At 51.1% G+C, this 19,299-nt stretch carries 13 protein-coding genes; 5 read left to right on the forward strand and 8 right to left on the reverse strand.

Going from position 1 to position 19,299, the window contains the following annotated elements:
• The first annotated feature begins 101 nt into the window (after nt 1-101).
• The 5 genes from L2725_RS13815 (at nt 102) to L2725_RS13835 (ending at nt 10,948) form a co-directional block, all read left to right on the forward strand.
• Nucleotides 102-1,127 carry an isoaspartyl peptidase/L-asparaginase family protein gene (locus L2725_RS13815; protein WP_249249482.1) on the forward strand — a complete coding sequence of 342 codons (1,026 nt, stop codon included), beginning with the start codon at nt 102-104 and terminating at the stop codon, nt 1,125-1,127.
• Between the two features lie 94 nt (nt 1,128-1,221).
• The gene (locus tag L2725_RS13820) at nt 1,222-1,638 is read left to right on the forward strand and encodes a CBS domain-containing protein (protein WP_249249483.1); all 417 of its coding nucleotides are present in this window, start codon (nt 1,222-1,224) and stop codon (nt 1,636-1,638) included.
• A gap of 188 nt (nt 1,639-1,826) precedes the next feature.
• Complete coding sequence (hrpA, locus tag L2725_RS13825) at nt 1,827-5,705, forward strand: ATP-dependent RNA helicase HrpA (RefSeq protein WP_249249484.1); 3,879 nt, start codon at nt 1,827-1,829, stop codon at nt 5,703-5,705.
• A 140-nt stretch (nt 5,706-5,845) separates the two neighbouring features.
• Nucleotides 5,846-6,364 (forward strand): VF530 family protein, encoded by a 519-nt coding sequence (locus tag L2725_RS13830; protein WP_248937154.1) that lies wholly within the window; start codon nt 5,846-5,848, stop codon nt 6,362-6,364.
• A 693-nt stretch (nt 6,365-7,057) separates the two neighbouring features.
• Nucleotides 7,058-10,948, forward strand: coding sequence for an Ig-like domain-containing protein (locus L2725_RS13835; RefSeq protein WP_249249485.1), 3,891 nt, complete (start codon nt 7,058-7,060; stop codon nt 10,946-10,948).
• Between the two features lie 163 nt (nt 10,949-11,111).
• Here the strand turns inward: L2725_RS13835 and secF are convergent, their stop codons facing one another.
• The 8 genes from secF to L2725_RS13875 form a co-directional block, all read right to left on the reverse strand.
• Entirely contained in the window at nt 11,112-12,038 is a 927-nt protein-coding gene (secF, locus tag L2725_RS13840; RefSeq protein ID WP_249249486.1) for a protein translocase subunit SecF, read from the reverse strand.
• 12 nt (nt 12,039-12,050) lie between these two features.
• Nucleotides 12,051-13,865 (reverse strand): protein translocase subunit SecD, encoded by a 1,815-nt coding sequence (secD, locus tag L2725_RS13845; RefSeq protein WP_249249487.1) that lies wholly within the window; start codon nt 13,863-13,865, stop codon nt 12,051-12,053.
• 201 nt (nt 13,866-14,066) lie between these two features.
• Nucleotides 14,067-14,423, reverse strand: a complete 357-nt coding sequence (locus L2725_RS13850) for a hypothetical protein (protein WP_249249488.1) — start codon at nt 14,421-14,423, stop codon at nt 14,067-14,069.
• A gap of 181 nt (nt 14,424-14,604) precedes the next feature.
• On the reverse strand, nt 14,605-14,919 hold the full coding sequence (locus tag L2725_RS13855) for a hypothetical protein (RefSeq protein WP_249249489.1): 315 nt from the start codon (nt 14,917-14,919) through the stop codon (nt 14,605-14,607).
• Nucleotides 14,920-14,931: 12 nt separating this feature from the next.
• The gene (locus L2725_RS13860) at nt 14,932-15,729 is read right to left on the reverse strand and encodes a hypothetical protein (protein ID WP_249249490.1); all 798 of its coding nucleotides are present in this window, start codon (nt 15,727-15,729) and stop codon (nt 14,932-14,934) included.
• Between the two features lie 138 nt (nt 15,730-15,867).
• On the reverse strand, nt 15,868-17,640 hold the full coding sequence (phaC, locus tag L2725_RS13865) for a class I poly(R)-hydroxyalkanoic acid synthase (RefSeq protein WP_249249491.1): 1,773 nt from the start codon (nt 17,638-17,640) through the stop codon (nt 15,868-15,870).
• Nucleotides 17,641-17,690: 50 nt separating this feature from the next.
• Nucleotides 17,691-18,038 (reverse strand): phasin family protein, encoded by a 348-nt coding sequence (locus tag L2725_RS13870; RefSeq protein WP_248937163.1) that lies wholly within the window; start codon nt 18,036-18,038, stop codon nt 17,691-17,693.
• Nucleotides 18,039-18,085: 47 nt separating this feature from the next.
• Nucleotides 18,086-19,291: an acetyl-CoA C-acetyltransferase gene (locus L2725_RS13875; protein WP_249249492.1), complete on the reverse strand. Its 1,206-nt coding sequence runs from the start codon at nt 19,289-19,291 to the stop codon at nt 18,086-18,088.
• Between the last annotated feature and the right edge of the window lie 8 nt (nt 19,292-19,299).

The following is a 19,299-nucleotide window of genomic DNA, read 5'->3' on the forward strand; positions in this document are numbered from 1 at the left end:
ACAAAGAAGTCTTTGTCACGTCAGGATTCATGCTGTGCAAGCTTTGTGTTCATCTTGGCTCCCGACTGTTAACTTTCCGGGAACATCAAGGAAAAACAATAATGAATAAGATAGCCCTCTTAGTATCGGCACTGCTGACATTGTCAGCCTCTGCAGTCGCTCAGGATAAACCCTTTGGCATTGCTATTCATGGCGGCGCCGGAACCATTTCCAAAGCCAACCTGACTGATGAGCAGATAAAGGCGTATCAGGACAAGTTAAAGGAAGCTGTTAACAAGGGACACTCAGTGCTGGCCAAAGGAGGGGATAGTCTCGAAGCCGTTAAGGTGGCGATTAACGTATTGGAAGACAGCCCACTGTTTAATGCCGGCAAGGGCGCTGTCTATACCTTTGATGGCGGTCATGAGCTGGATGCCTCTGTGATGGATGGGAAAACCATGAATGCGGGGGCTGTCGCGGGTGTCCGCCATATCAAGAACCCTATCGATCTGGCGATCGATGTCATGGATAAGTCAGCCCATGTGATGCTTTCCGGTGATGGCGCTGAAGAGTTTGCCCTGACTCAGGGGTATCAGCTGGTGCCACAAAGTTATTTCGATACAGAGCAAAGGTACAATCAGCTTTTGAAAGCCAAGCAGAAGTTGACTGAAAAAGAACTGGCCACCAAAGATTATCAGGCAAGCCTGATGGCGCTGGATCTTGAGTATAAGTTTGGTACTGTGGGAGCTGTAGCTTTGGATAAGCAGGGCAACCTGGCGGCGGGCACCTCCACCGGCGGTATGACGGCCAAACGCTTTGGCCGTATTGGTGATTCACCTGTTATAGGCGCAGGCACCTACGCTGAAAATAATGTGTGCGCGGTATCGGCTACAGGTCATGGCGAATACTTTATCCGTTACCATGTGGCCGGTGATATCTGTGCCCGGGTGAAGTACCAGGATAAATCTATTATCCAGGCCGCCGATGAGGTGATTAACCAGCGTCTGATTACTGCTGGTGGTACTGGTGGTGTTATTGCTATCGATGGCAGAGGCAATATCGCGACACCTTTTAATACAGAAGGTATGTACCGGGCGACTCAGCGAAATGATGAGCCCGCAAATGTGATGATCTGGAAGGACATATAACTCTCGCAGGTATTGGCCCTGAGGCTCCGGATCTTGACTACACTCAGAAAGGAGAGGTGAACGGCCTCTCTTCGCGTTAACCAAGGGGGTAGCAATGGATTCGATTAAAATCAGCGATTATATGGATAGACAGGCGGTACTGCTGAAGCCCGAAATGTCGATGGCAACGGCGGTGGAAAAGTTATTGTCCCACCACAATATGGGGGCGGCAGTGGTCGATGGCAAAGGCCAGTTGGTTGGCTTTTTGTCAGAGCAGGACTGCTTATCTGTGATGCTCAAAAGCAGCTATCACTGTGATTTGACCTCGACAGTGGAAGATATTATGCGCACCGATGTGCTGTCGGTAACGCCGGACGATAGTATGCTGCAGCTGGCCGAGCAGATGCTGGGACTTAAACCCAAAATCTATCCCGTGGTGGAAGATGGGAAAGTGATCGGCACCATCAGTCGCAGTAATGTGCTGAAGGCGATGAACCTCTATATGCAGCAGTGTTATCAAAACCAAACCTGATCCGGTTAAGACAAGAATAGTGAGAGCCCGCCATTCCAATGGAATTGGCGGGCTTTTTGTTGTTTGGCTATTTGTCACTGATTGATATTTCACCGACTTAGGCGCGCTACGGGATGAATAGGGTGTTAGTGATACCAATTAGGGGCGCAAGTTGTTAGGATCCCGACACTTTAAGTTTGTATTGGAATTTGGCTTTGAGTTCGGACCTTCACCCCCTGTCCAGGGAATTTCTTGCCCAGTGTTTTCAAACCGATGCTGCCTATATCCGGCGTCGACTGTTCCGCCTGAATAAAGAGCCGGCCAGCGATAAGAAGACGGCTGCCATGGCCCAGCTGGAAGAGCGTGCCCAATTGGCACTGGAAAAGGTGAGGGAACGTCTCGAAAACCGCCCTGAGATAGAATATCCGGATAATCTGCCGGTTTCCCAAAAGCGGGATGAGATAGCCAGCGCCATTATCAACAATCAGGTGGTGATTGTTGCGGGTGAAACCGGTTCCGGTAAAACCACACAGTTGCCGAAGATCTGTCTGGATCTTGGGCTGGGTTCCAGGGGCCTGATTGGTCATACTCAGCCAAGACGTCTTGCTGCGCGCTCAGTAGCCAGTCGGGTAGCCGAAGAGCTGAAAAGCCCATTGGGCGAGGCTGTGGGCTTTAAAGTTCGCTTTGCTGATGCCATCAAGAGTGAGTCTTACATCAAGCTGATGACAGACGGTATTCTGCTGGCAGAACTGACCTCTGACAAATTCCTGGACCAATACGACACCATCATTATCGATGAGGCCCATGAACGCAGTCTCAATATCGACTTTATTCTGGGTTATCTGAAGCAGGTATTGGCCAAGCGACCGGATCTCAAAGTCATCATCACCTCGGCCACCATAGATGTGGACAGGTTCTCCAAGCACTTTAATGATGCGCCTGTGATTGAGGTCTCCGGCCGTACCTACCCGGTGGAAACCCGTTACAGGCCTTTGCTTCAGGAAAACGATGCCGATCTGGATCTGATTGATGGCATTTTCAGCGCGGTGGAAGAGCTGATGGCCGAGGGGCCGGGCGATATCCTGATCTTTATGAATGGCGAGCGGGAAATCCGCGATACCGCCGAGCAACTGAATCGCCGCAACTACCGCAATACCGAAGTGTTGCCGCTTTACGCCCGCTTGTCTTACGGTGAGCAGTCCAAGGTGTTCCAGAGTCATTCGGGCCGCCGTATTGTACTGTCCACCAACGTAGCTGAAACCTCGCTGACAGTGCCGGGTATTCGCTATGTGATTGACCCGGGGACCGCCCGTATCAGTCGTTACAGCTATCGCACCAAGGTGCAGCGCCTGCCTATTGAACCTGTATCTCAGGCCAGCGCCAACCAGCGCCAGGGCCGATGTGGCCGTGTTGGACCGGGTATCTGTATTCGTTTGTATGACGAGCAGGACTTTATCAATCGCCCTGAGTTTACCGATCCTGAAATTCTGCGCACCAACCTGGCGTCGGTAATCTTGCAGATGCTTGCGATTGGTCTGGGCGATATCTCAGGCTTTCCTTTTATCCAGCCACCGGATGCCCGTCATATTAAAGATGGCTTCCTGCTGCTCGAAGAGCTGCAGGCAGTCGAAAACCGCAAGGGTCAGCTGCAGCTGACCCAACTGGGTCGTCAATTATCGCAAATCCCGGTGGACCCGCGCCTCGCCCGTATGGTGGTGGAAGCCAATAGCAAAGGTTGTTTACATGAGGCTTTGGTGATCACCTCAGGCTTGTCGATTCAAGACCCCCGTGAGCGTCCATTGGATAAGAAGCAGGCCGCCGATGAGGCCCACAGCCGCTTTGCCGACAAAGATTCAGACTTTGTTTCCTGGGTGAAACTCTGGGATCACTTAAAGAGCAAACGCCATGAATTATCTGCCAGTCAGTTCCGTAAAAACTGCAAGCAGGAATACCTGGCTTATCTGCGTGTGCGTGAATGGCAGGATTTATACGCCCAGCTGCGTCAGGCGGTGCACGATCTTAAGTGGAAGCTGAACGACACGCCTGCTGAATATGACAACCTGCACCAGGCCTTGCTTTCTGGGTTGTTAAGCCATGTGGGCTTTAAGCAGGAGAACAACGAGTACCTGGGTGCCCGTAACCGTAAGTTCTTTGTATTTCCTGGTTCGCCTTTGGCGAAAAAGGGCCCTAAGTGGATCATGGCGGCAGAGCTGACCGAGACCTCCCGTCTATTTGCCCGCTGCTGCGCCAAAATAAACCCTGAGTGGCTGGAGTCTTTGGCTGCACATCTGGTGAAGAAAAACCACAGCGAGCCGCACTTTGAAGCCAAGCAAGGAAGTGTGGTGGCGTTCGAGAGTCAGGTGCTTTACGGCCTGACAATCGTTAACCGTCGTCGGGTGCAGTTTGGTCCTATCGATCCGGTCGAAGCCCGCGCCATCTTTATTCGCGCGGCTCTCGCCGAAGGTCAGCTTAAGACCAATGAGGCCTTCTTCCGTCACAACCGCATGTTGGTGGAAGATGTCGAGGAGCTGGAGCATAAGTCCCGTCGCCGTGACATTCTGGTGGATGAAGATGTGCTGGTGGACTTTTACGATGAGCGTCTGCCACAGGGCATATACAATGCGCCTAAGTTTATGCGCTGGTGGAAAGAGCAGAAGCGCAAAAATCCTGAGCTGCTGAACTTTGACCCAGATCTGTTGATGAAACGCAGTGGTGACCATATTTCCGCACTGGATTTCCCCGACGACTGGCACAAGGGCAATCTCAAGCTGCGACTGAGCTATCACTTTGAGCCGGCCGCCAAAGATGATGGCGTATCTGTGCATGTGCCGGTTGCGCTGTTAAACCAACTGGATGATGAAGGTTTTGATTGGCTGGTGCCGGGACTGCGTGAAGAAAAGTGCGTCGCCCTGATCAAATCCCTGCCAAAAACTTTAAGACGCAACTTTGTGCCTGCGCCGGATTATGCCCGTGCGGCGGTGCAGGCCATGAAACCCTTTGATACCAGTTTGATGGACGCGCTGTGCAAACATCTTTTGCGCATGACAGGTACCCGTATCAGCGGTGAAGACTTTGATCTGAGTCAGCTCGACAGTCACCTGGTGATGAACTTCAAGGTGGAAGATGATAAGGGCAAGGTGATCGACGAAGGCCGTGATATCAATGAACTGAGAGACAAGCTGCAGGGCGTAGTGGCCAAGGCCATACGCAATGTGGCTGACAAGGGCATTGAGAAAGAGGCCATCACCGAGTGGAGTTTTGGTGATTTGCCCAAGCAGTACCAGCAGCGCAAAGGCAGCTATGAAGTGAAGGCCTTCCCGGCGCTGGTGGACAATAAAGACTCAGTTGCGATCAAATTGTTTGATGACGAATTTGAAGCAGAAAAAGTGCACCGTCAGGGGCTTCGACGTTTGTTGCTGCTCAATATGCCATCACCGGTCAAACACCTGCAGCAGGCCCTGCCCAACAAAGCCAAACTGGCCATGTACTTTAACCCCTTTGGTCAGGTGCAATGGTTGATTGAGGATATTATTGATGCCGCGGTGCAGCAATTACTGGATGAAAAACAGCTGGATATCCGCAATGAAGCGGACTTTGAGCAAGGTAAGGATTATGTCCGTGCCAGCCTTAATGAAACTGCAGAAGCCATTGCGCTTAAGGTTGAGCAGGTGCTGACACTGTATAACGCCATCAAGAAGCGTCTGAAAGGTAAAATCAGTTTTGATATTGCCTTCGCCATGAGTGATATTCAGGCCCAGCTGGATGCGCTGGTGTTCAAAGGGTTTGTGGCAGCGACGGGTTGGCAACGTATGGCCGACGTGGTGCGTTACTTAAAAGCGATTGAAAACCGCCTTGAGAAACTGCCGGTTGACCCTGTGCGCGACCGCCTGCATATGCAGGTCATCCAAAAGGTGCAAGAAGCATTGGAAGCTCAACGCGCCAAAGTGCCAAAGATGCAGCCTGTGCCAGAGCACCTGCTGCAAGCCCGTTGGCTGATAGAAGAGCTCAGAGTCTCCTTCTTCGCTCAGGTGTTGGGAACCAGTGTGCCCGTGTCTGAGAAACGCGTGATGCAGCTTATCAATAGCTGATAGCCACAGGATTCCTTGTCTTAAAAACCGGAGCGAGTCTCCGGTTTACTTTATCTGGATTGGTTTAATTCTCTTGTAGCCTGAACTCAGGCAATAGGCTAGAATGCCCGCCCTTTTTCGCCACAACAGGCCAAAATTCCATGATTGAACTACAACAAAACAACCCATTACATGGCTTAAAACTCGAGACTATGGTCACTGAGTTGGCTGGCTTTTATGATTGGAAAATCCTGTTTGCGGCATTGAAGCTTCAGTGCTTCAACCAAAAACCGTCTATTGAAAGCTGCGTTAAGTTTTTGAAAAAAACTGAGTGGGCAAGGGAGAAGGTTGAGAACTTCTATCTCTACCGCTATAAACGTATGCCGAAAGCCACGGCCCATGAATTTGCCCTTAAGCCAAGAGAGCGTGGTTTTGCTCACGGCGTTAAACCGCGTGAGCCCCAGGTACTGACACTGGAACTGATTGAGCAGATGCAGGCTAAAGCGGCGGCGGATTATGAGGCTAAACGCAGTCATATGAAAAAGCCAGCAGCCAAATTTGCCGGTAAGCCTCGCGGTGACGGTGAGCAAAGCCATAAGCGCAGCAGTGAAGAAGGTTATGCCCGCCGTATGAAGAAGCGTGCGCCATCCCAGGATCCTTCCAATCCGTGGGGCAAATAATACTTCTCCAATAAGACTGATCTTATAAGCGCTATGCCCTTGTTCAAAAATAAACGATATGGGTGAGGGCATAGTGGCTTCAGAAGACTTCCCTCTTATAGCTCTTCTATCCAACGCTCGCCGTATTGGGGATAAAGTGGTATCCAGCATAAGCAAGGAGACCCCCTGCCCATAAGCCTTTTCATTACTTGATCTTCGATGTGGATTGCGCCGTTCAATCCGTGCCCACCAATATATTCCTGCCATCAGTTGATAACTGCCGCCTGTTTTAGCTTTGGTATTACGCCTGCCTGACGACTATCGCCTTGTTTCTACGAATGATTTGATGGATTCAATTTGCATCTTTATTCGGATTGCTGGGTTAGCGAGCGATACAAATGGAGATATATTTGGCGGCTTATTTACCCATGTAAATGCCTCATTACTAAGTGAGTGTTCGTCCATCAAACAATACTAATTCATTGAAATTTAATTAGAGATTTCGAATTTTGCTGTGACAGACTGCGGCGCGGTAACGGGGAGCAGGCGTTGAACTTTGCTGCTGACGGAAAAAGTCATAAAGCTCATTTTTATGCGGTTTTTGTTAAATTTTTTGTTCAAGACAGTCGCCCCTAACAAATAAGCGCGTGTTTGGCTGATATTTCAGCCGGGCTCAGAAGACTCTTATAAGCTCCATGGGAGATTGAAAATTCAATGAGACAACTATTTAAATACTCTGTACTGGCGGCTTCCTGCGCCATGGCGCTGCAAGCGCAAGCAGCGATGGACTGCTCAGGGATTCCTGCGTGGGATAAAAATGTTGCCTATGATGGCGGTGCTTTAGTTAAAAATGACAACGTTGTCTTTAAGGCGAATTGGTGGACCAAGGGTAATAATCCTGCCACTCACAGCGGTGACTATATGGAGTGGTCCCGCATCGATATGTGCAGCGACGGCCCAACCGACCCTGAGGTACCAAACAAGGCTCCAAGTGTGAGCTTTACCGCACCGGCTAATGGCAGTGAGTACGCTGTGGGCGAAAAAGTGGCGATTCGTGTAAATGCCGCCGATGAAGATGGTGTAGTCGCTAAAGTGGTGATCAGTGTTGCCGGTCAGCCAATCGCTGAGCTGACCCAGGCGCCTTTTACGGCTAACTGGACCGCTGTTGAGGGCCAACAGCAAATTCATGTAGTCGCTACAGATGATGATGGTGCCACGGCGTCTGCCGGCATCATGGTTTCCGTCAAACCTGAAGTGACTGAGCCAGAGCCGGGTGATGTCATTCCATTTATTCCGGGTCAGACCCAGGTTAAAAATGGAGATGTCGTATTATTTGATGGTCAGTGTTTTATCGCTAAAAACAACCCTGGCGTTTGGGAAACACCAGCCGCTGACTCATGGTTTTGGGATGTCACTGAGTGTCCAGGCGAGCCAGGTGAGCCGGGACCAACAGAGCTATCCATTCTGTCACCATTGGCAGGTCAGGTACTGAAAGCAAATACCGCCACCAGTATCCAGGCAAAGGTCGATGGCGAGCTTGCTGCCAGAATCGAGTTTTGGGTTAATAACCAAAAACTGTCCCAGCAAGTGATTAGCCAAAGCCAAACCCTCTATTCCCAAAGCTGGACGCCTGCTGTTGAAGGCAGTGCAAGCGTTGAAGTATTGGTGTTCGATACGAAAAATCAGAAAATTGAGCAAAAGTCGGTTTCGGTAACGGTAGAAGCGGATACTGAAGAGGATTTCGTAGCGCCGGTTGTGCGCTTCATTGCCCCCGGCAATGGTGACAGTGTTCGCGTCAAAGAAACACTCGCTATTGCCGTTAACGCCACAGATGCCGATGATGACTTGACCTCTCTGGTTGTTAAAGCAAACAACAGTCAAATTTGCTCATTCGATGCGACCGGCTCTGCAACCTATGTATGTGATTGGCAACCGAGTCAGGAAGGGGCTGTCACGCTTCAGGCCGTTGCCACAGATGCACAAGGCTTCTTTGCAAGTCAGAGTGTGAACATCAAGGTAGAGGCGGAAGAAGAGTTTACTGCTCCTGTGGTGACCTTCCTGTCGCCAGTCGCTGGTGCAAGTTTTAACGAAACCGAAATGGTAGCCGTTGCGGTTAACGCAACCGATGTTGATGAAGACTTAACGACGGTTGTAATTAACGCAAACAACCAGCAAATCTGTTCATTTGACGCCACACAAAACCAGGCGTTCGACTGTAACTGGCAGCCGACTCAGGTGGGTAATATTACCCTCAAGGCAATCGCCACAGATGCTGAAGGCTTGACCGCAAGTGTTAGCCGTAACATTACCATTAAGGAAGACGAGCCACCTGTCACGCCACCGGGCGGACTGTGTGCTGACTTCAATGTCTATCCTGACTGGACCCGCGGCGATCACGCAACCGGTGGCGACGTGATGGTACATAACAACATCGCTTACTCGGCAATTTACTGGACACAATCTGTCCCGGGCAGTGATGCGTCATGGGCACTGCACTTAAACTGTGATGGCACCGAGCCTGGCACTGCGCCACTCTTGTCATTGCAAAATCCGATGGATCCTGTCCGTCTGGAAGTTGCCGATTGGCCAAACACCTTTGTGGTGGCCAGCCCGTCAACCAATGCACCAGCCACGGTGAATATCACCACAAGCAACACTGATGCTTTGGCCGATATCAATGCACTGACTGATTCGTTTGTCGCTGTGATGAGGCAGGCGGAACAAGCGGGCAAGGTGTCTATCATCATCAACAGTGATGTGCTGGATAAGGCGACTTCAGATAAAGGCGCATCATTGGGCACTATCGAGGTTAAGCAAGCCTTGCTAAATGCGGTAGATGCAACCGGTAATCGTATCGATATCGATGCAATCAATGGGCTAAGCGACGATCTGAAAGGCTGGGCACAAGCACACCAGCTGATTATTGCGACCCTGGCGCCTCAAGCAACCTTTGGTTGGTCATTGAGTATTGGTGATTTTGCTTATGATACATATTCTGGTCGTCAGTCTGTGTGGGACAAAGCCTCCGTATTCAGCGCAGATCTACTCGATACGCTGGCGCTCTATAAGACCGATGCCGCAAACAAAGCCGATTTTGTTGTCTTCACCAAGTCTGGTAGCACGCCGGCTCTGTCAGATGACCAATGGCACAACGCCCTAGAGTACGTAAAGCAGGTCACAGACTATGTTAAGACACCTGCCATGCTGGCCAACATGCCAACTGCGCAGGCGGCTGATTACTTCATGGGGACTGAGTCAAGCCAGGCACAAATCCGTAAAGCGGCATACAGCAACGTATTTGCGCTGATGTTTGATCAAGATTCTGAAGCGCTGACACAAAAAATTGAGCGCTACCAATCTGCCAAGATGCCTCTGTACTATGTTGGTGAAACCACAGAAAACGGCAAACTCACTAGCATTGATGCATTGAATGACGAGTTAGCCAATGCAGAAGAGGTGATGAACAACACCGCATTCTTGTATGAAACGCCACAGTCACAATGGGTTCCGTCCACGGTTTATAAGTGGGCAGACTTTATGACAGGCCTGAATGCAATGCATAACGTGGGTGTTGCAGGTAATAAGTTCTGGTTGCTTGATGAAAATGCAGACGATGCCACCAACATCAAATACGCCAAAGTCGCTATTGCCGCTTTCTTAGCACAAAGCATGCAGGAAACCATTCGTTATAATGCCTGTGATGAAAACAACTGGGCTGAAATTAAGTATGGTGCGCCGACCGACTACCCAATGACGGCCAGCTGTGGTCAGTTAGAACAGAAATACGCTGATTACGGTGTTAACCCTGAATCCGGCTTGGATCACGCCTACTCCTGTCCACGTGACAACAAGATGGAAGTCAGTGCACAGACTCATGCGAAATGGTACGGTGCGCCAGCGCCTGTATTCGCTGCGCCAGATGCAGTGCTGCAGGAACGTGGGCTGTTGGTAAATGGCGCTGTTGGTCGTTGGACAAACAACGGTCACTGTAATGACGTACCAACTGCAGTTGATACCTCTAAGCAGGTCTGGGAACGTGACGATTGTAAGACTTACGTTGGCCAAAAAGCAGGTAAGTTCATTTGGGATGGCAGCAGTCAGGACACAGTTGAAGGTTGTGGCTGGTGGGGCCGTGGTGTTATTCAAACCACAGGACGTCAAAACTTCGGTACGCTGAACCATTATCTAGGTCGTTCACACGTTGACCCGGACACTATCGGCCAAACCATTGATGGTGTAACGGTTGAAGCGCCGCCGGCAAACCCGCTGTATGCTGAACTGGACTTCTGTTCTAACCCGGGCCTTATTTGTAGCTCTGAAGAGAACAAAGAGATCAAGTGGATTGCAGGTCTGTTCTACTGGGTAACCTCAGTACAAGCTTACGATAATGCAGGCGGTCAATATGCTGACTGGAACTACTACAGGGAGCTGAAAAAGTACGTTGATGGTGGTTTGCAGGGCTCCAGCTTTATTGATGATGTATCTGGCATTGTGAATCGCGGTTGTCCTGACTTAACCTGTTCAACAGGTGAAGTGCACAACGTCAAAGAGCGGCGTGCAAACTTCAAATTAGTGCTTGAGCAGCTGGGCCTTGACCCAAAATAATGTGTAAAAACATTACTCTGCGGTCAATTCAATAATCTGACCAGAAAACCAGTCGGTGTAAACTGACTGGTTTTTTATTGGTCAACTAATTAAGCGGGCTTGTTGCGACAATCGCTTAATCAAGGCGGCTCCAGCCTGGACTGTTGCCGCCATGGACAACAGGTTATGGACGCTCATCCATCAGTTGTTGATTGGGCTGGTAGTCCGCCGGTGTTAACCCAAGCAATTCCTGAGTGGTCGAGGCTATGGTGATGGATGACCAGGTTCCTACAAGCACGCCAACGAACATGGTGAAAGCAAAGCCATATAAGGCTTCGCCGCCCAACAGCAGTAAGCAACCAATGGTAAATAAAGTGGTGCCCGCGGTGATCAGTGTGCGCGAGAAGGTCGCCTTTACTGCCATATCCGTGCATTCGTGGATCCCAAGGTTAGGTTTGGCCTTAAGTACGTCCCGCAGGCGATCGGCAATCACTATCGAGTCATTCAACGAATAACCAATCACCGCGAGCAGACCGGCCAGTACATTCAGATCGATGCGAACCTGCAGCAATGCCAGCAGTCCCAGAGTGATCACTGCATCGTGTACCAATGAGGCCATAGCTGCGACAGACAAACGCCACTCAAATCGCACCGCCAGATAACACATGATGGATAACGAAGCCGCCAATAACGCCAGCCCACCTTGCTCATAAAGGGCTGCGCCGACCTGAGGTCCTATGGCGGTAGATTGCAGCAAAGTCGCGCCATCACTTAAGTGAATACCTCCATGGCTTATCAGTTGATCGTTTATCTGACTTATCAGTAATTGAGGATTTATCATCTCCTGACCCGCGGGCAGCAGAAGTTGCCATTGACCTGTGCTACTTGTCTCTGTCAGCTGTGACATGGAGGGCAACACTGGCGCGAGCAGCGCGTTAAGTTCGCTGGCGCCAGCCAGGGTGGGGATACTGATATCCAGCAGCAGGCCCCCGGTGAAATCGATACTGAGTTGCAGGCCGTATGCGGCAATAAAACCCAATGACAGCAGCATCATAACTATAGATGCTGCCATGCCCAGATAACGGACACGGGTTAAGGTAAAATCTGTCATCACAATTGCTCCTTAAATCTTGATTGCGCGTCGGTTATCACGACCCCAAATAGGGTTGATAAGCAGGCGGGTACCCCAAATGCCGCACACCATGCTGGAGAGCAGGCCGAGGATAAGAGTGGTTGCAAAGCCCTGCAGTGGGCCCGAGCCAATGCCATAAAGACACAGCGCGGAAAGCAGGGTAGTGATATTGGCGTCAAAGATGGTGGTAAAGGCGGAACGATAGCCAAAGTCGATGGCGACCGCCAATGAGGCGCCTTCTCTTAATCTGTCACGGATACGCTCAAAGATAAGTACATTGGTATCTACTGCCATGCCAACAGTGAGCACCAGACCAGCAATGCCAGGCAGGGTTAATACCGCGCCGGGCAGCAATACCAGCAGGCCCAGCTGCATAATCAGGTTGGCACCCAGACCGGCAATGGCAACCCAGCCAAAACGGCGATACCAAACCATCAAAAACAGCGCCATACCTGCCATGCCCAAAGCCAGAGCGCTTATTCCGGCTTGAATATTCTGTTCACCCAAAGTTGGACCAATGGCTCGTTCTTCAACTATCTGTACCGGAGCGGTCAGTGCCCCGGAGCGCAGCAGCAAGGCCAGCTCATTGGCTTCCTGGTGGCTGTCCAGGCCTGTGATTTGAAACTTGTTGGGGAGAACTGATTGTATGGTTGCCAAGTTGATGATTTTGTCGCTGGGAGTCAGCTTGCCCTGTTCATTCAACAGATATTCTGTGTATACGCTGGCCATCGCCTGACCCACATTGTCCCGGCTGAAGTCTGTCATCTTGCTGCCACCTGGACCATCAAGCTGAATAGACACGAGAGGTCTGCCCATTTCATCTGTGCCGCTACGGGCGTCTACGATATGTTCCCCTGTGATAACCGGTTTCTTGAGCAGGGAGACTTGATTCCCCCGGGTGTCAGTCATCAATAAGTGTCCGTTAATATCAGCCTTGTGGAAGGCCAGTGAAGCGGTTGCGCCAATAACGGTTTTTGCCTGTTTTGGGTCGTGCACACCGGGCAGCTCAATGCGGATGTGATCCCGTCCCTGACGTATCACGCTGGCTTCCACTATGCCCAGCTCGCCGATACGGTTTCTCAGAGTCTGGATATTCTGCTCCATGGCGGCAGCGGCGATAGTTTGCTGCTCAGATTCTGTAAGGGTCAGACGCCAGTCATTGTCGCTTTTACGGACCTGCCACTGCATACGTTTGGTATCCAGAGTGGCCGATAAGCGGTCTTCAGCCGGGGCCAGCATACCTGTGATGGCAAGCTCAACCGACGATACCTGTCTTACCTGTACATTGCGGATACGCTCGGCGCGAAGCAGCGTCTTGAGTTCCTGCGCCGTGGCCTCTGTGTGCCTTTGATAAACGGCATCAAGATCCACATAGAGCAGCATCTGCACGCCGCCGCGCAAATCCAGCCCGAGTTTGACCGGATCGGCCCCCAGGGTTTTAAACCACTCAGGCGCAGCAGAGTAATACTGGACTGTGATATCGGCGTCTTTGGCCAGTTGAGTGTCGAGCAAGGCTTTAGCCTGCTGTTGATGGGCAATCGTGTCGAAGGTCACGAGCATCTCACCAGCTTCGAACTGCAACTCTTTGGCAGGCACGGCGGTAGTATCAAGCAATCTGGTCACCGCCTCCGGGGACAGATATTTATCCTGTTTAACCTGAATGCCCAGTGCCGGGATATCGCCGTAAAAGGAGGGGATTGCCTGCATTAATAGCGCCAGGAACATGACGATAAACAGGCCATATTTCCACTTGCTGAGACGATTGATACTGGGGCGATTGATACCTTTTCTTTGAGTGTGACTCATGCACCACCTCCTGAGTCAGGCGAGGAGGCGGAAGACTTACAAAGGGGGCATTGTGTAAATGAGAGGCTGACTGTCAGACCTGAATAATCAGGGACAGTAAACTGCTGGTGGCAAACCGCCGCCAGTGAGTTCTGGAAGGAACGCATAGATATTTCTCCAACAAATTAAAATCCAAATAAAGGTGTTATTTGAGTTGGAGGATCAGCGGGTATGGATAAAGCGGAACTGTAGATTGGTGTCTCGCCAACCGGCAATACGGTGGCTGGACTGAGTCAAATAATGACGGGGATGGTGAAGGGGAAACCGAACCGCCAAGCTAAGCAGAGCAAGGCTGATGATAAGCAGCGGCCAGGGAACTGGATCCGGTTTGGGGGCCTGAGGTTCAGGCGCATGAAGCCTCGGCAGTGCGACTCTGGACACGATAGACTCGAGGGTCAGATCGGGAGCCGTTTCCTGACTGATACTGGTTGCCTGATAAACCTGAGTCGGTTGAAGTCCAAGCACACCCGCAGCATGGCTTATTAGCAATACTGTCAGCAGGGTGACAAAAAAGGACAATTTTCCGAAGTGGTTTTTCAAGTTAGTGTCTCAGTTGAGGATTGCCTTATATGTACTGGTAAGCGCTGAATAATACAAGCAATTTTTCAATGTATTGTTATCTGTAAACTATGCAGTGACCGGGATCTGTTAGTTAATCAGCCAGGTGCGCATACTGCCGCGATAAGCCTGCCAACCAAGATCATTCAGATGACGACGGCCTCTCTTTAATCGCGAGATCCCGGGTGAAAACCCAAATACCGACACACCAGATAACGAGAACTCTCAGAGTGAGTATCAACATATTTGACGCTTCTCCGGGCCCCAGAGCGAGTTGGGTGATAAATATACAGCCCAGCAGGATAATCACATAAGCCAGATAGCCTTTTAGGAGGGTGACCATCACCCTGGCAAATGGCTTACGTTCAATCAACAGATATATTCCGGCCAGTAAAGGGAAAAACAGTGAGGGGATAAAGGCGTCGATTAACAGTAGCCTGATGCTTTCATTTGCCATGGCAACCTCCTGTTATTTTGGGTTAACGCTGATAAGCAAGGCGGTGACGATATGTTGGTAGAGCTTTCCTGTGAGCGCTTCATACTCAGTTTCATGGGCAAAATACATATCATTCCAGGATCCCATTCCCCCAAAGACCCAGGCAGATCTTGCTGCTGCCATCAGGTTTTGGCTGACCTTACTCATGTTGCTTTTATCCAACTTGGTGCCCTTGTATTGGCGTGGAAAGTCGCCATCCAGACACTTCAGCGCCTGGTTAAAGCAATTGCTGAATCCCTTCTCATTATGTTTGTCCGCCAATGCTTTAATGTCTGTCAGGACCTGCCTCAATGAGATTGTCAGTTGGTCTTCATCCGGCAATGGCTGCTCCAGCCTGTGCACCTGTTTGAGAATACGCCCATATTTAACCCGCCAGATTTTTTGTTGGGGATCGTCTCTGTTGCCTGTCTCCCAGTTGGCTTCCCAGAAGTCTGAGCCTTCGGGTTTGACTACCTCAATCAACCAGCGGCCGCCACCGCCCGGGTAGATAACACTCATATGGTCAGGCATGTTTTCGTCCTGACCCTGCAGGTATCTGGCGCGAAAACACCTGGCATCTTCCCCCTTCATCTTCTTGAACCAGAGCAGAGGATCCGGAGAGTGCTCCCACTCTTTCCAGTCCTTGTTGCAGCGCTCCAGTTCCATAAAGCGCACTGACTCACAGAAGCGAAAGCTCATATCGTCGGGGAAATAGTTATCCAATGCCTGACCACCGAGGAAGGCATTGCCATGGGAGACCAGGGATAGGAGTTGGTCCAGAGATCCGTTCATTACTTCATCCTGTTAATGGGGAGCCTCAAATAAGGTTTGCAGCAAGGCTAGCAGCGGATCCTGTTATCAACAATTAACCTAAGGTGTATTTACCAAAGAAAAACCGGGCTGATTTGCCCGGTTTTTAGTGTCAGAAAGCTAATCCTGAATCGGCAGTGTCTGTTTGACATAATCTCCCGGCGCATTTGCTAAATCCGGATACTCCTCTGAGCCCACTGGGGGGGCCGGGATACTCTTTTCGGGACTGTTTTGCTCCAACCATGACTGCCAGTGAGTCCACCAGGAACCGTCCTGGCGCTCGGCGTCAGATTGCCATTCCTCGGCACTGTCGGGAAGATTGGGGTTGAGCCAGTAACCATATTTGTTTTTCGCAGGAGGATTAACTATGCCTGCAATATGGCCTGATTCGCCCAGAACAAAGGTTTTGTTACCGCCAAGGTTGAGGGCGCCGCGATAGGTGCCTTGCCACAAGGCAATATGGTCCTCACGGGTGGAGACAAAGTAACTGGGCACGCTTATCTTGCTCAAATCAACGTAAACACCGCCAACCTTCACGCCGCGCTTATCAATCAACTTGTTGTTGAGGTAAAGCTCTCTGAGCAGGAAGTTGTGGGTACTGGCAGCCACATTGGTACTGTCGCTGTTCCAGTAGAGTAGGTCAAAATCCACCGGACTTTGGCCCTTAAGATAGTTGTCTATGTAGTAGTTCCAGTAGAGGCTGTTTTCCCTCAGCAGACTGAAGGTCACGCTCAGGCTGCGCCCGTCCAGATATCCTTTGGCATTATTCTGGGCTTCTATCGCTTTGATTACAGGATCATTGATATAGGCACCGACTTCGCCGGGCTGAGAGAAATCCAGCAGTGTGGTGAAAAAGGTGGCGGTTTTAATCCTGGGCTTCATCCGCTTGGCGGCATAGTAAGCCAGTGTCATCGCCAGCACGGTGCCACCAATGCAATACCCGGCCGCGTTCACCTGAGACTGACCCGTTATTTCTTCCAGCACTTTAACAGCATCAACCACACCCTCAGTGACATAGTCACCAAGCTCCACATTGCGCTGTGCGGCACCCGGGTTACGCCAGGAGATAAGGAACACATTGTGGCCCTGTTCCAGCAGCCAGTTAACCATGGAGTTTTCCGGGCGCAGGTCGAGAATATAGTACTTGTTGATAAAGGGCGGGATCACCAGCAAAGGCGTTGGATTAACCTTTTTGGTCCTGGGTGTGTATTGGATCAGCTCATATAATTCATTGCGATACACTACTTTCCCCGGGGTTTTGGCAATATCTGTCCCCAGCCGGAAGGCATTGTTGTTGGTCATGCGGATCTTCAGGATATCGGCGCTGGCATCCACATCTTCCTGGAGTTGTTGCAGGCCTTTAAGCAGGTTTTCACCGTTCTGCTCCAATGTCATTTTCAGGAGTTCAGGATTGCTCATCACAAAATTGCTGGGGGAGAGGGCATTGAGCATTTGCCGTGAGAAAAAGCTCAGGCGCTCTTTGGCCTTAATATCAAGCCCTTCCATACTGTCTATAGATTGCAGGAAGGTGCTGCAGTAAAGCAGATATGATTGTTTGATAAAGCTGAACCAGGCTTCCTGCTGCCAGGCGGGGTCGGCAAAGCGTTTGTCACCTTTTTCCGGTGCCACTATGTCTGTGTTATCGCCGGCAAGCACCAGACTTTGCCATATTTGCAGTTGCTTCTCCCACCACTGGGTTTGCACCCCAAGCAGGGCTCCGGGCTGTTTGGCTGCTGATTCAAAAAAATTCAGAGTGTCTTCCAGATTAACTTCATGCATGGCGCGGCTAACCGGGGAGTCAACCGGGCCGTTATTCTTATCCCACTGTTGCCACCACTCCTGTTGGCAATGCTGCATGGTTTTAAAGTAATCCGTAAACAAATGCGAAAACATGCTGAGCCTCCCTTGGTCAAGGCCGCTCCCCGTGAGGAGCGGCAATGTTATTAAGCCGGTGTGGCGGCTTTGATGTTTTCTGTGGTCAGTTGGTCCACATCGTCCTTAAAGGTCTTGGCAATATTCTGGATCTTATTGCTGTCATCCATCAGTTGCTGGGACAGTTTGGTCAGCGTGGCCATCTGTTGGCCATTGAAAGCCGCCAGAGAGGTCACATCTTTCACTTCGCTGGCGGCTTTAAACTGAGCCAGTCCCAGTTCGCTGTAGGCCTTCATGGCGTTAACCTGCAGCTCGGTGATCTGCTCTACATGTTTGGCCATCAGGGCGTTGAACTTCTGGTAAGGTGCCAGTGACTTTTCGGCTTGCTCTGAGAACATCTTGAACATATCTGTGTACATGGTATTTCCTCCGGTGATGAAACTAAGTGGGTTGATAGTGTTGGCTATCAGCAATTACGGATCAGGACTGCCGTCCCCATACCGCCGCCGATACATAAAGATGCCACCCCGTACTGACCGCCACGGCGTTTCAGTTCGTGGAGCAGGGTTACCAATATGCGGTTGCCTGATGCACCCAAAGGGTGACCCAGAGCAATGGCTCCGCCATTGACATTGGTTCTTTCCAGCAGCGCGGTGAGATCATCTCCATGTTGCTCGGCCAGCTGCTGTGCAACGCCAAGCGCCTGGGCTGCGAACGCTTCATTAAGTTCCAGCAGGTCCATATCTGCCAGGGTCAATCCCGCTTTCTCCAGTGCCCGGGTGACGGCTGTCACTGGGCCCAGTCCCATGATGCGCGGCTCAATGCCGGTCTGAGCTGTGACCACTATTTCCGCCAGTGGCGTCAGCTTGTGCTGCTGCAGGGCTTTACCTGACACCACCAGAATTGCTGAAGCGCCGTCATTCAAACCAGAGGCATTGCCCGCGGTGACACTGCCCTCTTTGGCAAAAGCCGGGCGCAGGCCCGCCAATGCTTCTGCGCGGGCATCGGATTTTGGATATTCATCCTTCTCGAACAGACGGGTTTTACGACGCTCGGTGACTTCAACCGGGGTGGTTTCGTCGGCAAATCGGTTGGCTTCGAGAGCCGCAACGGCTCTTTGTTGACTGGTGAGGGCAAAGGCATCCTGACGTTCACGGCTGATATTTAGCTCATTGGCAATATTCTCAGCGGTGACACCCATGTGGTATTGATTGAACACATCGGTGAGGCCATCACTGACTAACAGATCTTTCAGTGAGATGTCACCCATTTTTTGGCCCTGGCGCAGACTCGCAGGGGCCATAAAGGGAATTTGAGACATGTTCTCTGCACCGGCAGCGACCACAATGTCGGCTTCGCCGGCACGAATATGGGCAACGGCGTCCATAACGGTTTTCATACCACTGCCGCACACCATATTCAGGCTGTAGGCTGGAGTCGTATTGGGGAGCCCGGCAAACAGCGCAGCCTGACGTCCGGGACCCATTCCCTGGCCGGTACCAACCACATTTCCCAGGATCACTTCGTCAACGGCTTCGGGCGCTATGCCGGTATCAGCGAGAACCGCTTTGATAACGGTGGCTCCCAGGTGCCCTACAGAAACAGACTTGAGAGCCCCCCCAAAACTACCGATAGGGGTGCGCCTGGCCGCGGCAATATAAACTCTTTCCATTTGCTCGA

This window comes from Shewanella corallii, assembly GCF_023349125.1.
Lineage (GTDB): Bacteria > Pseudomonadota > Gammaproteobacteria > Enterobacterales > Shewanellaceae > Shewanella > Shewanella corallii.